At 72.5% G+C, this 14,332-nt stretch carries 13 protein-coding genes and 1 pseudogene; 7 read left to right on the forward strand and 7 right to left on the reverse strand.

What is annotated here, in order from left to right:
• Nucleotides 1-5 precede the first annotated feature (5 nt).
• Complete coding sequence (locus AC6EI4_RS17675; RefSeq protein WP_498452255.1) at nt 6-1,148, forward strand: prenyltransferase; 1,143 nt, start codon at nt 6-8, stop codon at nt 1,146-1,148.
• Here AC6EI4_RS17675 and AC6EI4_RS17680 read toward each other — a convergent pair.
• Together AC6EI4_RS17680 and AC6EI4_RS17685 are read right to left on the reverse strand one after the other, a co-directional pair.
• On the reverse strand, nt 1,107-1,793 hold the full coding sequence (locus AC6EI4_RS17680) for a class I SAM-dependent methyltransferase (protein ID WP_498452256.1): 687 nt from the start codon (nt 1,791-1,793) through the stop codon (nt 1,107-1,109). The two genes, AC6EI4_RS17675 and AC6EI4_RS17680, sit on opposite strands and share 42 nt — an antisense overlap.
• 60 nt (nt 1,794-1,853) lie before the next feature.
• Entirely contained in the window at nt 1,854-2,690 is an 837-nt protein-coding gene (locus AC6EI4_RS17685) for a sulfurtransferase (protein WP_498452257.1), read from the reverse strand.
• Between the two features lie 30 nt (nt 2,691-2,720).
• Here AC6EI4_RS17685 and AC6EI4_RS17690 point away from each other — a divergent pair, with 30 nt between their 5' ends.
• Nucleotides 2,721-2,876, forward strand: a complete 156-nt coding sequence (locus AC6EI4_RS17690; protein WP_498424725.1) for a hypothetical protein — start codon at nt 2,721-2,723, stop codon at nt 2,874-2,876.
• A 22-nt stretch (nt 2,877-2,898) separates the two neighbouring features.
• On the opposite strand, the gene AC6EI4_RS17695 is transcribed toward AC6EI4_RS17690, so the two are convergent.
• A complete protein-coding gene (locus AC6EI4_RS17695) occupies nt 2,899-4,149 on the reverse strand; it encodes an alpha/beta hydrolase fold domain-containing protein (protein WP_498424726.1) in 1,251 nt (416 codons plus the stop codon).
• Nucleotides 4,150-4,260: 111 nt separating this feature from the next.
• Here AC6EI4_RS17695 and AC6EI4_RS17700 point away from each other — a divergent pair, with 111 nt between their 5' ends.
• Nucleotides 4,261-5,661 carry a WS/DGAT/MGAT family O-acyltransferase gene (locus tag AC6EI4_RS17700; protein ID WP_498452258.1) on the forward strand — a complete coding sequence of 467 codons (1,401 nt, stop codon included), beginning with the start codon at nt 4,261-4,263 and terminating at the stop codon, nt 5,659-5,661.
• Here AC6EI4_RS17700 and AC6EI4_RS17705 read toward each other — a convergent pair.
• Together AC6EI4_RS17705 and kstD are read right to left on the reverse strand one after the other, a co-directional pair.
• Nucleotides 5,633-6,592 carry an alpha/beta fold hydrolase gene (locus AC6EI4_RS17705; protein WP_498452259.1) on the reverse strand — a complete coding sequence of 320 codons (960 nt, stop codon included), beginning with the start codon at nt 6,590-6,592 and terminating at the stop codon, nt 5,633-5,635. The genes AC6EI4_RS17700 and AC6EI4_RS17705 overlap by 29 nt on opposite strands.
• Before the next feature lie 91 nt (nt 6,593-6,683).
• Nucleotides 6,684-8,447: a 3-oxosteroid 1-dehydrogenase gene (kstD, locus tag AC6EI4_RS17710; protein WP_498452260.1), complete on the reverse strand. Its 1,764-nt coding sequence runs from the start codon at nt 8,445-8,447 to the stop codon at nt 6,684-6,686.
• A 188-nt stretch (nt 8,448-8,635) separates the two neighbouring features.
• Here kstD and hsaA point away from each other — a divergent pair, with 188 nt between their 5' ends.
• The 4 genes from hsaA to AC6EI4_RS17730 all read left to right on the forward strand — a co-directional run bounded on the left by hsaA (nt 8,636) and on the right by AC6EI4_RS17730 (nt 12,732).
• Complete coding sequence (hsaA, locus tag AC6EI4_RS17715; RefSeq protein WP_498452261.1) at nt 8,636-9,802, forward strand: 3-hydroxy-9,10-secoandrosta-1,3,5(10)-triene-9,17-dione monooxygenase oxygenase subunit; 1,167 nt, start codon at nt 8,636-8,638, stop codon at nt 9,800-9,802.
• An 87-nt stretch (nt 9,803-9,889) separates the two neighbouring features.
• On the forward strand, nt 9,890-10,783 hold the full coding sequence (hsaC, locus tag AC6EI4_RS17720) for an iron-dependent extradiol dioxygenase HsaC (RefSeq protein WP_498452262.1): 894 nt from the start codon (nt 9,890-9,892) through the stop codon (nt 10,781-10,783).
• Nucleotides 10,784-10,799: 16 nt separating this feature from the next.
• Nucleotides 10,800-11,420, forward strand: a complete 621-nt coding sequence (locus AC6EI4_RS17725) for a flavin reductase family protein (protein ID WP_498424735.1) — start codon at nt 10,800-10,802, stop codon at nt 11,418-11,420.
• 352 nt (nt 11,421-11,772) lie between these two features.
• Nucleotides 11,773-12,732, forward strand: coding sequence for a type IV toxin-antitoxin system AbiEi family antitoxin (locus AC6EI4_RS17730; RefSeq protein ID WP_498452263.1), 960 nt, complete (start codon nt 11,773-11,775; stop codon nt 12,730-12,732).
• A gap of 267 nt (nt 12,733-12,999) precedes the next feature.
• Here AC6EI4_RS17730 and AC6EI4_RS17735 read toward each other — a convergent pair.
• A pseudogene (locus AC6EI4_RS17735) lies at nt 13,000-13,374 on the reverse strand (RNA polymerase sigma factor); the annotation flags it as partial.
• A gap of 257 nt (nt 13,375-13,631) precedes the next feature.
• On the reverse strand, nt 13,632-14,210 hold the full coding sequence (locus tag AC6EI4_RS17740) for a TetR/AcrR family transcriptional regulator (protein WP_498424743.1): 579 nt from the start codon (nt 14,208-14,210) through the stop codon (nt 13,632-13,634).
• Between the last annotated feature and the right edge of the window lie 122 nt (nt 14,211-14,332).

The following is a 14,332-nucleotide window of genomic DNA, read 5'->3' on the forward strand; positions in this document are numbered from 1 at the left end:
CGGCGATGACGAGCGACGACCTGCGTGGGATCCCCTCGGTCGAGGGCGTGCTGAGCGCCGCCGACGTGCGGGCGACCGCGGCCTCCATCGCCGCCCTGCAGCACCCGGACGGCTCGATCCCCTGGGCCGAGGGGGAGCACACCGACGTGTGGAACCACGTCGAGGCAGCGATGGCGATGCTGGTCGGCGGCGAGGTCGAGGCGGCCGAGCGCGCCTACCAGTGGTGCCTCGAGGCGCAGCGCGAGGACGGCTCCTGGGCGATGAAGTACGTCGCCGGGGTGGTCGAGGACCCGCGCGGGGAGGCCAACATGTGCTCCTACCTCGCGGTCGGGGTGTGGCACCACTGGCTGGTGCGCCGCGACCGGGCCTTCGTGGACCTGATGTGGCCCGCGGTGCGTCGCGGCCTGGACTGGGTCACCGACCGGCAGCTGCCGTTCGGCGGGCTCGGCTGGTCGCACGAGTGGGACGAGGCGAACGGCCGCCTCGGCGAGCTCAACGCCGAGGCGCTGCTCGCCGGGTCCTCCAGCATCTACCAGTCGCTGCGCGCCGGCGTCGCGCTCGCCGACCTGGTCGGCGACCCGCAGCCCGCCTGGGAGCTCGCCGGCGGCCGGCTCGGCCACGCCCTGCGCGCGCACCGCGACCAGTTCCTGGACAAGTCGACGTACTCGATGGACTGGTACTACCCGGTGCTCGGCGGCGCGGTGCGCGGCGAGGACGCGTTCGCGATGCTGGCGGCCCGCTGGGACGACTTCGTCGTGCCCGGGCTGGGGATCCGCTGCGTGGACACCAACCCCTGGGTGACCGGCGCGGAGACCTGCGAGCTGGTGATGGCGCTGGACACGATCGGGGACCACGACCGGGCCCGCCAGTTGCTCGTGGACATGCAGCACCTGCGCGCCGAGGACGGACGCTACTGGACCGGCTACGTGTGGCCCGACGACGTGCGGTGGCCGGTGGAGTACACCACCTACACGGCGGCCGCGGTGGTGCTGGCCGTGGACGCGCTCGCCGAGCGGGAGGGCCGCGGCACGCCCGGCTCGGGGATCATGCGCGGCGACAGCCTGGCACCGGACTTCGCCGACATCGCGCTGGAGTGCGGCTGCCCCTCAGCCGACCCGGTCCCCGGCGTCTCCGCCGGTTCGGCGTAGCACCCGCATCGAGCCGAGCGCCTCGGCCTCGGTGAAGGCGCCGCCGGCCAGCGCCCGCAGATACACGTCGTACGGCGGGCGCCCGCCGTCGGCGGGGTCGGGGAACACATCGTGGATCACCAGCAGCCCGTCGTGCTGCACCCACGGCGCCCAGCCGGCGTAGTCGTTGTGGGCGTGCTCCTCGGCGTGCCCGCCGTCGATGAACAGCATCGACAGCGGGGTGCGCCAGTGCGCCGAGACGGTCGTGGAGCGGCCGATCACCGCGACCACGTGGTCCTCCAGACCGGCCCGCTCGATCGTGCGGCGGAAGGTCGGCAGCGTGTCCATCCGCCCGGACTCGTTGTCGACGAGCGTCGCGTCGTGGTGCTCCCAGCCGGCCTGGTTCTCCTCGGAGCCGCGGTGGTGGTCGACGGTGAAGACGGTCCCGCCGACCTCGCGCGCCGCCGCACCGAGGTAGATCGCGGACTTGCCGCAGTAGGTGCCGACCTCCAGAGCGGGCCCGAGCGGGAGCTGGCGCCGGGCGAGGCGGTGCAGCAGCAGCCCCTCCTCCTCGGGCATGAACCCCTTGGCGCCCAGCGCGTGGGGCAGCAGGTCGGCAGGCAGGCCAGCGGGGGTCGGCGTGGGCGCCGGGGCGGGGGTGGTCACGGCGCACACCCTAGCCAACCCGGAGGGTGGCCGAGCCACGCCGACCGGGCCGGCCGGGGCTCAGGCGCCCTGCTCGAGCGGACGGGCGGGGTCGGCGGTCCAGGCGTTCATCGAGCCGTCGTAGATCGCGACGTCGCCGCGGCCCGCCTCGGCCAGCGCGATCGCGGCCGCGGTGGCCGCGATGCCGCCACCGCAGTAGGCCACCGGGGTGCGGCTCGGGTCGAGCGCGCCGGCCCGCTCGAAGACCGCGCGCAGCTCCTCGCGCGGGCGCAGCGACCCGGTCTCGTCGACGAGGTCCCCGAACGGGACGTTGACGCTGCCGGGGATGTGCCCGCGCGCGAAGGTGTCGGCGTCCAGGGCGTTGATCAGCAGCACGCCGGGGTCGCCGATCGCGGCCTGCACGTCGGCGGTCGAGCGGAGCAGCTCGGGGCGCCGCCGGGCGGTGAAGCTCGCCGGCGGGTACGACGCGGCGCCGCCGGCGGTCTCGAACCCGGCGGCCCCCCAGGCGTCCAGGCCCCCGTCGAGCACGACGACGTCGTCGTAGCCCTCCAGGGCGAACTGCCACCAGAGCCGGGTGGCCCAGATGCCGTTGGCGTGGTCGTAGACCACGACGGTGCTGTCGTTGGAGATGCCCAGCGCGCCGACCGCGGCGGCGAACCGCTCCGAGGGCGCCGCGGCGAACGGCGCCTCGCCGTGCGGGTCGGCCAGGTCCACGATCAGGTCGGCGAAGGTCGCACCCGGGACGTGCGCCTCCTGGTAGGTGGCGCGCCCGGACTCGATGCGGGGGCCCGCCTCGCTGAAGGACAGGTGCACCGTGGCGTCGACGATGCGCAGGCCCTCGTCGTGCAGGTGGTCGTGGAGCCAGGCGGGGGAGACGAAGCGTGCGTGGGCGGTCATGGCTCCACGCTATCGGGGTACCGCACGGCCATGACCACGACACCGATCGAACCCGGCCCGGACCCCGAGGTCGTGCCCAGCGGAGACCCCGGCGGGATCCCGACTCCCGAGCCGATGCCGGGCGAGGACCCCGGCGGGCTGCCCCCGGAGCCGGAGACCGAGCCCTCCGGCGACAGCCCGGACTAGCCGCGTCCTCGCCCAGCCGACGTCAGGCCGACGTCGGCTCGGCGTCGCTGCGCGAGTGGCGGTAGCTGTTCCAGTGCCAGTTCAGGTACCGCTCGATCGCGCGGACCACGTGGGCCGAGCGGATCGAGGGGAAGATGTCGAAGGCGTGCTGGGCGCCGGGCAGCTCGGCGTACACCACGCTGGCCCGGCTCTTGGCGCGCAGCTCCTGCACGAACAGCCGCGCCTGGTCCACCCCGACCAGCGTGTCCTGAGCGCCGTGGATGACGAAGAAGTCGGGCGCGTCCGGCGTCACCCGCAGGATGGGGGAGCCGGCCTCGAAGACCTCCGGGTCCTCGCTCCACCGCTTGCGCACGACGTACGGCGCGAGGAACTTGTCGCGCATCAGCACCGCGCTGCGCAGGCCGGTGGAGCCGGCCAGGTCGTAGACGCCGTAGTGCGGGATCGCGGCCTGGACGGAGGTGTCCACCTCCTCGAAGCCCGGCTGGTAGGCGGGGTCGCCCGGGGTCAGCGCCGCGAGCGCGGTGAGGTGGCCGCCGGCAGAGCCTCCGGTGATCGCCAGGTAGTCGGGGTTGCCGCCGTAGTGCTCGATGTTCTCGCGGACCCACGCGATCGCCCGCTTGACGTCGACGATCTGCGCGGGGAACGGGTGCTTGGGCGCCAGGCGGTAGTTGATCGAGACGCAGACCCAGCCCTTGGCGGCCATGTGCTGCATCAGCGGGATGCCCTGCTGGTCCTTGGTGCCGACGGCCCAGCCGCCGCCGTGCACCTGCAGCAGGACGGGTGCGTTGGCGATGTCGCCCTCGGCGGCGCTGTAGATGTCGAGGCGGCCGCGGCGCCCGCCCTCGGTGAAGGAGATGTTGCGCTGGACGCGCACCCGCACGTCCTTGATCCGGAACGGGTTGACGAGCTTGCGCCACGGGGTGGCCAGCTCGGCCGGGGTAGGCGGCGCGTCGAGCTGCTCCACGTAGTCGACGCCGAGGCCCTCGACCAGGGCCTCCTCGACGTCGTCCTTGGTCTGCCGGCCCTGGCGGATCATCCAGCCCAGACCGGCCGCGCTGGCGGCCGCGAGGACCAGCCCGGCCCGATCCCGCGCCGTGCGTCCGCGTACGTGCACGGCGGCGTCGCCGGCTGTCAGCGCCAGCAGCTGCGGAGCCAGCTCGGAGGTGAGCCAGCCGGCCAGGAAGGCCGGGATCCCGGGCCGGAAGCCCGGCACCGGGCGCAGCGCGTTGGCGGTCAGGGCAGCGGTCACGATCTGGCGACGAAGGAAGGCCACGTGCCCGATGCTATAGCCGGTGTCTTTTGCCGTGGGGTGGATGGCGCTGGGACGGCCCCTGGGCCATGATGAGAACCTGTTCTAGTTCATTGGATCCGCTGGGGGAGTGACATGGAGCGACTGTCCGGACTCGACGCGAGCTTCCTCTACCTGGAGACCCCCGAGCAGCTGATGCACGTGTGCGGACTCATCGTGCTCGACCCGGCCACGATCCCGGGCGGCTACGACTTCGCCTCGTTCCGCGACGAGGTCGAGCGCCGGGTCATCGACGTGGGGGAGTTCACCCGCAAGCTGCGCCGGGTGCCGCTGGGCCTCGACCACCCGATCTGGGTGCAGGACCGCAGCTTCGACATCGACCGCCACGTGCACCGGCTCGCGGTCCCGCAGCCGGGTGGCTACCGCGAGCTGACCGAGCTCGCCGGCCACTTCGCCGGGCTCCCGCTGGACCGGTCGCGGCCGCTGTGGGAGATGTGGGTGATCGAGGGCTTCGAGGGCGACAAGGTCGTGGTCTTCATGAAGATGCACCACGCCACCGTGGACGGGGTCTCCGGCGCCAACCTGATCTCCCACCTGTGCAGCCTGGAGCCCGACGCGGCCCCGATCCAGGGCGCCGACGAGCCGACGCGGCCCGGCCGCGACCCCGACCAGGTCGAGCTGCTGGGCAGGGCCCTGCTGAGCACCGCGGCCAAGCCGTTCACCGCGGTACGCCTGCTGTCGCCCTCGGTGCAGCTGGTCGGGCGCACCGTCGCCCGGGCGCTGGAGGGCAAGACGATGGCCGCGCCGTTCTCGGCGCCGCGCACGTCGTTCAACGGCACCATCACCAGCCACCGCGCGATCGCGTTCACCGACATGGACCTCGACGAGGTGCGCGCGATCAAGCACGCCACCGGCACCACCGTCAACGACGTGGTGCTGGCCGTCGCCGGCGGCGCGCTGCGCTCCTACCTGGCCGCGCGCGACGAGCTGCCCGCCTCGTCGCTGATGGCGACGGTCCCGGTCTCGGTGCGGGACAGGTCGCACCGCTCGGGCGGCGCCAACAAGGTCTCCGCGCTCTTCGCCACCCTGGGCACCGACGTCGCCGACCCGCTGGAGCGGCTCCAGGAGATGGCCGAGAACAACCGCCACGCCAAGGAGCACCACGACGCGATCAGCGCCGACGCGCTCCAGGACTGGGCGGAGTTCGCGGCGCCACGCACGTTCGGCCTGGCGATGCGGGCCTACGCCGGGTGGAGGCTCCCCGAGCGGCACCCGGTGATCCACAACCTGGTGATCTCCAACGTGCCCGGCCCGCCGGTGCCGCTGTACTTCATGGGGGCCCGGGTGCTGGGCCTCTACCCGCTGGGCCCGGTCTTCCACGGCGCCGGGCTGAACATCACGGTGATCTCGCACAACGGCGTCCTGCACGTCGGGATCATCGCCTGCCGCGAGTCGATGCCGCACGTCGACGACCTGGTCCGCCGCTTCCCCGAGGAGCTGGAGCGACTCAGCAAGGCCGTCGCCGACCAGCCCTGAAGTCCCGCTCGCGCGCGACCACGGTGGCGGTCGCCTCGAGCAGCGCGGGGACGAACAGCTCGGCCTCCAGCGTGCACGCGGCGTGCCCGGCGTCGATGTCGTGGACGGTGGCGCCGGGGATGCGACGGGCCAGGGCGAGCTGGTGGGCGAAGGGGATCACCCGGTCGCGCCGGGTCGCGACCACCGCGGTGGGCACGTCGATGCGCGCCAGCCACGGCCGCGAGTGGTGCCGGCCCAGCGCGGCCACCGCCTGGGCCACCGCCCACGGGCTGGTCTGGCGGAACTCCCCGAGCGCCCACTCGTAGAGGTCGTCGGGGACGTCGCCGAAGGCCTGGGCCGCCGCCCGGGTCGCGCGCACCGCCGTACGCGAGGCGCTGACGCCGCGCGCGCCCAGCATCGCCGCCTCGACTCCGGCGTAGAACGCCCGCTCGTGCGGGTGGCTGCGGAAGCGCGCGGTGCTGGCGCACAGCACGAGTCCGGCGGTTCGCTCCGGGTGCTGGCGCCAGACTCGCTGGGCGATGATCGAGCCCATCGAGTAGCCGCCGATCACGGCCCGCTCGATGCCGAGCGCGTCCAGCAGCGCCGCCACGTCGTCGGCGCAGTCGTAGAGGGAGAACACCGGGGAGTGGATGCCCCGGCCGTGCCAGCGCTGGTCGAGGGTCACCACGCGGTAGCGCTCGGACAGGGCCCGGATCGCGGGGAACCAGGTCAGCAGCCCGGTGCAGCCGACCGCGTGCAGCAGCACCATCGTCGGTGCCTGCGGGGTCGGGCCCGGGGTGTCGGTGACGTACGTCGACCCGCGGCCCGGCAGCTCGACCATCTCGCCGGAGGGGATCGGCACCCAGGGGAGGTAGACCCGGCGGCGGACGACCTGGTCCGGCATCACCGGCCGGAGCAGGGCGGAGACCGAGCGTGGGACGAGGATCGCCATGGGTGGACCTCCTGGGCCGCGGTACGGACGCGGCCGGCGCGTGGGCTGACGGTGTGTCAGTACCCAGGCGCCGGCCGATGGTGCCGGTGACTCAGGACGCCGTGACGGCTGCGCCCTGCGACGGTGTGGTCCCGGAGCCGGCCGAGTCCGCGATGTGCTGTGCGGCGATGTAGCCGAACGTCATCGCCGGTCCGATCGTGGCGCCGGCGCCGGCGTAGGTGTGGCCCATCACCGCGGACGAGGTGTTGCCGGCGGCGTAGAGGCCCTCGATGACCGAGCCGTCCTCGCGCAGCGCACGGGCCAGCTCGTCGGTGACGATGCCGCCCTTGGTGCCGAGGTCGCCGGGCACCATCTTCACCGCATAGAACGGCCCCTGGTCGATCACGCCCAGCGACGGGTTCGGCTTCGTCCTCGGGTCGCCGTAGTAACGGTCGTAGGCCGAGTCGCCGCGGCGGAAGTCGAGGTCCTTGCCGGTGCGCGCCATCTCGTTGAACCGGTCGGTGGTGGCCACCAGCGTGTCGGCCGGGACACCGATCTTGTCGGCCAGCTCGCGCAGCGTGTCGGCCTTCACGATCGCGCCGCTCTTGTACCAGCGGCCCGGGAACGGCTGGCGCGGGCTGAGCCCGGCGAAGAGGTAGCGGTTGCGGTAGCGCTGGTCGATGACCATCCAGGACGGGACGTGCTCGACCCCGGTGGCCTCGGCGTTGTCGTACATCGCGTGCACGGCGTCGACGTACGGCGCGGCCTCGTTGAAGAAGCGGTGGCCGGCCTGGTTGACGATCATCGAGCCGGGCAGGTTCCGCTCGGCCAGGCAGAACCACGGGCCGGAGGGCAGCGGGATCGACGGCCCCCACCAGGCGTCGTCCATCAGGTCCAGGGCCGCGCCGGCGCGCAGGCCGGCGTTGATCCCGTCGCCGGTGTTGCCGGCCGCGCCGGTGGTCCACTCGGCGCCGATCGGGGCGCGCTGGTACTGCTGGCGCATCTCGGCGTTGTGCTCGAAGCCGCCCGAGGCGAGGATCACGCCGTGGCGCGCCCGGATCACCTGCTCGCGGCCGTCGCGGGTGACCTTCACGCCGCTCACCCGGCCGTCCTCGACGACCAGGTCGGTCAGCGGGGTCTCGTACCAGACCTCGACGCCGGCATCGATCAGGCCCTTGCGCATCCCGATCATCATCGCGTTGCCCATGCCGTACATCCGCTTGCCGCGGGCGACCGTGATCGAGCGGCGCACCATCGCCTTCAGCATCGTCAGCGGGAACCGGATCGAGCGCAGCCCGAGGCTGATCTTGCGGTAGTCGGCCTGACCGATGACCAGGCCGACCGGCGCCTTGGTGTAGGGCTTGGTGAGCCGCTTGAGCTCGTCGCCGAGGATGTTGCCGTCGATCGGCTTCGGCTCGACGCTGCGCCCGCTGGCGCGACCACCGGTGGCCTCGGGGTAGTAGTCGGAGTACTGCGGCACCCACATGAAGTCGGCGGCCGAGTGGTCGGTGACGAACTTCAGCATCTCCGGGCCGCGGTCGACGAAGGCGTCGATGCGGGCCTTGGGCACGATGTCGCCGATCACCTCATAGAGGTAGGCGCGGGTCTCGGCGTCGGGGTTGCCCTGGCCGGCGGCCTTGAGGGCGTGGTTGTTCGGGATCCACACCCCGCCGCCGGAGCGTGCGGTCGAGCCGCCGAAGCTGTCGGTCTTCTCGATGACGAGGGTCTTCAGGCCCCGGTGCTGCGCGGCGAGCGCGGCGGTCATGCCGGCGCCACCGGTGCCGACCACGACGACGTCCACGGTCGCGGCCTCAGCGGTGTCGTGGGCCGAGGGGCCCGGCTGCGTCGGCCCCGGCTGCGTGGGGTCAGGCGTCACGTGTGCTCCTGGTGCTCTAAGACTGGGGGGTGTCCGCGGGCACGGGGCCCGCGAGTGAAACCGGTTCTATTCGGCGCGGGTCGTCGTCGTCCACAGACCCGCCCGGTGAGTGGGAGTCGGCGCCCCGGAAAAGCCGTAGAACCTGTTCTATCGTGGCGGTACCGAACTGATCCGATCCAGGAGAGCCGATGTCCCAGCAAGTCCTCGACGCGATCCGCGACCTGCTGCCCACCTTCCGGGCCCGCGCCGACGAGACCGAGCGGCTGCGCGTCGTGCCGGAGGCGTCGGTGAAGGAGCTCGAGGAGACCGGCTTCTTCCGGATGCTCCAGCCGCGCCGCTTCGACGGCCTCGAGGCGGACCCGGTCGACTTCTACACCGCCGTGCGCGACATCTCCTCGGCCTGCGGGTCGACCGGCTGGATCTCCAGCGTGCTGGGGGTGCACCCCTGGCAGGTCGCGCTCTTCGCCGACGAGGCGCAGCAGGCCGTCTGGGGCTCCGACACGTCGGCGCGGCTCTCCTCGTCGTACGCCCCCACCGGCCGGGCGGTGCTCACCGAGGGCGGCTACACGCTCTCGGGCACCTGGAGCTTCTCCTCGGGCTGCGACCACGCCGGCTGGGTGCTGCTCGGCGGCCTGGTGGTCAACGCCGAGGGCCAGGTCATCGACTTCAAGACGTTCCTGGTGCCCCGCGCGCAGTACCGCATCGTCGATGTGTGGAACACCGTCGGGCTGCGCGGCACCGGCTCCAACGACATCGTGGTCGACGAGACGTTCGTCCCCGAGGCGATGACGCTGTCGATGAGCGACACCGGGCGCTGCTTCGGCCCCGGCCAGGAGCAGAACACCTCCGAGCTCTACCGGCTGCCGTTCCACTCGCTGTTCACCACCACGATCACCACCCCGATCATCGGGATGGCCACCGGCGCCTACGCCGAGCACGTCGAGATGCAGCGCAAGCGGGTGCGCGCGTCGTACGTCGGGGAGCGGGCCTCGCTGGATCCGTTCGCCGCGGTGCGGATCGCGCGCGCCTCCAGCGAGATCGACGCCGCCTGGGCGCTGCTGATCGCCAACATCCGCGAGGAGCAGGCCTGCGTCGCGCGCGGGGAGAAGATCCCGCTGGCGCTGCGGCTGAAGGTGCGCCGCGACCAGGTGATCGGCACCGAGCGCGCCATCGAGGCGCTGGATGCGCTGTTCGAGGCCTCCGGCGGGCGGGCGCTGGCCGAGGGGACCTACCTGCAGCGGGCCTGGCGCGACGCGCACGCCGGGCGCGTGCACGCCGCCAACGACCCGGAGCGGGCGCTGCAGATGTACGGCGCCAGCGAGTTCGGCCACAAGATCGACCCGGGCATGTACTGATCCGACAACGAGGCCGCCGGGACCTGCGGCGGCCATCCACCACCTCGCGAGGCATCGCGAGGAGCCGAAGAGCCGAGGAGGCAGAACATGGACATCCGCGCACTGGGGTACGTCCGCGTGGCGAGCACCGACCTGGAGAAGTGGCGACACTTCGCAGGCAAGGTGCTCGGCCTCGCCGAGGGGCGTGGCCCGGACCCGGCCAACCTGTACTTCCGGATGGACGCGCTGTCCGCCCGGATCGTGATCGAGCCGAGCGACCGCGACTGCCTCTCCGCGATGGGCTGGGAGGTCGCCGATCACCGCGCCCTCGCCGTCGCGCTCGATGAGCTCAAGCAGCACGGGGTGATCGTGCACGAGGCGACGCCCGAGGAGCTCAAGGAGCGCCGCGTCGAGGGGATGATCCGCTTCGAGGACCCGTGGGAGAACGTCTTCGAGCTCTTCCACGGCGCCACCTACGAGTCGCGGCCCCTGGTCACGCCGTACGCCAACACCTTCGTCACCGGCGACCAGGGCCTGGGGCACATCGTCCTCCCGGTCGGCGACGACGAGGCGGCGCTGCGCTTCTACGAGGACGTGCTCGGCTTCCGGCTGCGCGACTCGATGCGGATGCCCGGTGAGTTCGTCGGCAAGGAGCCCGGCTCCACGGCGTGGCTGCGCTTCCTGGGCTGCAACCCGCGCCACCACTCGCTGGCCTTCCTGCCGATGCCGAACCCGGCCAAGTGCGTGCACATCATGGTCGAGCTCGAGAAGCTCGACGACGTGGGCCGCGCGCTGGAGCGGGTGCGCAATCACAACGTCCCGCTCTCGGCGACGCTGGGCCGGCACATGAACGACGAGATGGTGTCGTTCTACGTGAAGTCGCCCGGTGGCTTCGACGTCGAGTACGGCACCGAGGGGATGACCGTCGACGACAGCAAGTGGGTCGCGCGCGAGTCCACGGCCGTCTCGTACTGGGGGCATGACTTCAGCGTGGGGCGCTGAGGACACAATGGACCTCATGGCTGATCACGAGATCCCGGACGGGATGCGCGAGGACGCGCATGACTCCTGGCCGCCGAAGGGGTTGATCGAGTCCTTCCTGGGCAACGTCGACTTCGAGTTCCGTGCCGGCGAGCACGTCGTCGTCCCCGCGGACGACGAGGCGGCCCAGGCGACGGCGCGCAAGTTCCGCGACGTGCTGGGCAGGTACGCGAGCGGGGTCACCGTGGTGACCACGCTGTCGGGCGGCGAGCCGATGGGGATGACGTGCCAGTCGTTCACCAGCGTCTCCCTCGACCCGCCGCTGGTGGCCTTCCTGCCGATGAAGACGTCGCGGGCCTTCGCGGCGATCCGCAACGCGGGCCGGTTCTGCGTGAACTTCCTGGCCGCCGACCAGGCCGAGGTCTCCAACGCGATGGCCAGCCGCGCCGAGGACAAGTTCGCCGGCGTCAGCTGGGCTCCGTCGCAGACGGGGTCGCCGCTGCTCGAGGGGATCGTCGGCTACGTCGACTGCACCGTGCACGCGATCCACGAGGCCGGCGACCACTACATCGTGGTCGGCCGCGTCCAGGACCTCGACGTCGCCGAAGCGCAGGACCCGCTGCTCTTCTACCAGGGCAAGTACCGCACCACCACCTGACCCGGGCCGGGCCCCAGGGGCAGGGGCCCAACCCTGCCCCAGGGGCAGGGGGCATAGCCCAGGGGCAGGGACAGGGGCACAACCCATGCCCCAGGGGCAGGGGACAGGGGCATAACCCATGCCCCAGGGGCAAGGACACAGCACAGGGGCAGGGCAGTGGACCACAGCCCAGGCCCAAGGGGAGGGCACAGCCCAGGCCCAAGGGCAGGGCAGGGCCCAGCCCAGCCCCAAAGCCTCGCGACCCGTCACTCCCTCGACCATTTCCGCGGTGTGTCGCGGCGGGAGTGACGGGTCGATCCGCGCCTGTGGATGAGCTCGGCGAGGTCCGCCTTGGGTCCGGCACGCTGCTGGGATGCACGCGTACGACGAGCTCCCGCTGGCGCTGCCGGACTCGCACCCTCGGCTGCCGCTGTCGCAGCCCTTCACCCTGGCGCAGGCGCGTGACGTCGGGGTCAGTCGCGATGAGCTCACCACGCTGTGTGCGCACGGCGTGCTGCGGCGACCGCTACTCGGTGTCTATGTCGACAATGCCGTGCCCGACACGACGCTGACGCGAGTCCAGGCGCTCTCGCTGGTGCTCCCCGAGGATGCGGTGGTGACCGAGGAGACGGCGTGCTGGGTCTACGGCCTCGACCTCGACCCACCGGGCGCACGCTGGGTGGCGGCGCCCCTTCGGGTCTTCCGGTCACCGGGCTCGACCCGCGTGCGGAAGCTCGGGTGCTCCGGGGGCGAGCGGACGCTGCGTCCCGACGACGTCGTGACGGTGGCCGGCATCCGGGTGCTGTCGCCGGTGCGGCTCGCGCTCGACCTGGCCCGCCTGAGACCGCGCGATCCGGCGCTGGCCGCGCTCGATCAGATCCGTCGCCACCTGGGAGTGCGGCTCGAGGAGCTGGTGGAGCGGCTGCCGGAGTTCAAGGGGGCGCGTGGCGTGGTCCAGGCGCGCGACCTGGTGCCGCTGTCGGACCCGCGCGCGGAGTCGCAGGCGGAGTCGTTCGTGCGGATCCGATGCCGAGACGCCGGGCTGGTCCTCGAACCGCAGTTGGAGGTGCGACGCCACGACGGCTGGCTGGAGCGGGCCTACCTCGACCTGGCGGATCGGGCGAGGCGCTTCGCGGTGGAGTACGACGGGCGCGCCTGGCACGAGAACGAGGACCAGCGGGCCCACGACCGGCGCCGGCGCGCCTGGGTCCGCGAGGAGCACGGCTTCGGCATTTGCGTGCTCACCGACGCCGACGTGTACGGCGTGCCGCGCGAACGCACCGCGCACGTCGTACGCCAGGCCCTGGAGAGGCATCTGAGAGGCCACCCCTGACCGCCGACCCGTCACTGGCTCGACCAGACACGCCGGGTACGGCGGCGCGAGTGACGGGTCGAGCCGGGCCCTAGTCCGCGCACCAAGCGGGCGCGCTGTAGCCGCCCCCGTCGTCACCCACTGCGGTGCACGAGCGCGCGGCGCGGCAGCTCGTCGACGGCCCCATCGGTCTCCTCCGTTGTGGTCGCTGTCCCGGGCGCCGAGATCATCCCTCAATCGGCCGCGGGCTCGGTGCAGGCGGGACTTGACCGTCCCCACCGGAATGCCCAGCGCGGTGGACACCTCGTTCTGATTTGGGCCGGCCCACGCCGTCAGCAGCAGTACGTCGCGGTCCCCGGTCGTGAGGGCGGCGAGCGCGCCGGCGAGACGTCGTACGGCGCAGCCGGCGTCGACCCGCGCGGCCGCTGCCTCCTCGAACCGGGCCCCGTCGGTCCGCTCGCCTCGCTCAAGGGTGCGCAGATGCCGCGTCTCGTCGCGGTGGCGGCGCGCGACCAGGTTGCTGGCGATGCCGAACAGCCAGGGGCGGGCGCTGGCGGCGGCGCCCGCATCGAAGGTCGCCCGGCGCTCGAGGACGACCACGAACACGTCGTTGAGCAGATCCTCCGCGTCCGCGGCGCGGATTCGCCTCGTCAGATAGCGCAACAGCCGCCGGGGTGAGGATCGCGTCGAGTGAAGTCACACTGGTAGTGGTCCGATCGGGCCCATGGGGTTCACGCGTGTCAGGGCACGGTAGGGCATCGGTCTCCTGCGGATGCGGGTTCGCGGTGCCGGGCTGCCGCGGCGCGACCCGTCGATGGCGCCGACGAGTACGGCGTGTCTGGTCGAGGGAGTGACGGGTCGGCGGGCTTGGGGGCTGGGCTGGGCTGGACTGGGGAGGGCTGGGCTTGGGGGGAGGGGGCTCAGGGGTGGGGGCGGGTGGCGTCGAGGACTAGATCCACCAGCTGGTCGACGAGGGCGGGGGAGAGGGGTTCGCCGCCGGTGAGGGGGGCCAGGAACAGCGGGGAGACCAGGGTGTGGATCACCGTCCGAGGGTCGTGGGTGGTGCTCGCCTCGCCACGGGCGATGGCGCGGGCGAGCATCTCGTACCACCCGGCCATCACCGGATCGAAGTGCTCGACCACGGCGGCGTTGAAGGCCGGGTGCAGCCCTGAGGCCATGATCCGCGACAGCGTCAGGTCCACGGGGTCGGCCGCGAACACCGCGATCCGATGGGCGAACTGGCGCACGTCCGCGGCCCAGCTGCCGGTGTCGGGGACGGCGACGGTTCGCACGTGGTGGGGCAGCGCCTCGGCGAGCAGGTCGTCCTGAGTGGGCCACCACCGGTAGATGGTCCGCCGGTTGACCGCGGCCCGCTCGGCAACCTCGACGGTGGTGAACGGGTAGCGCCCCTCCGTGAGCAGATCGAGCACGGCGCGGCCGACGGCGAGGCGCACCTGCTCGCTGCGGCCGCCGCTGCGCTGACGTGTCTGGACGCTCATGGTCGGGCCAGCCTAGGCCAGACGGTCCGCGGTGCTGTCTAGACGTCCGCCGCCCGCGCGCCCGGTCCTTGACCCTTAAAGCAACAAAGTGTTGCTTTAAGCCGGCAGGCCATGGATGCTGT

The organism is Nocardioides sp. Z43_10, from assembly GCF_059766615.1.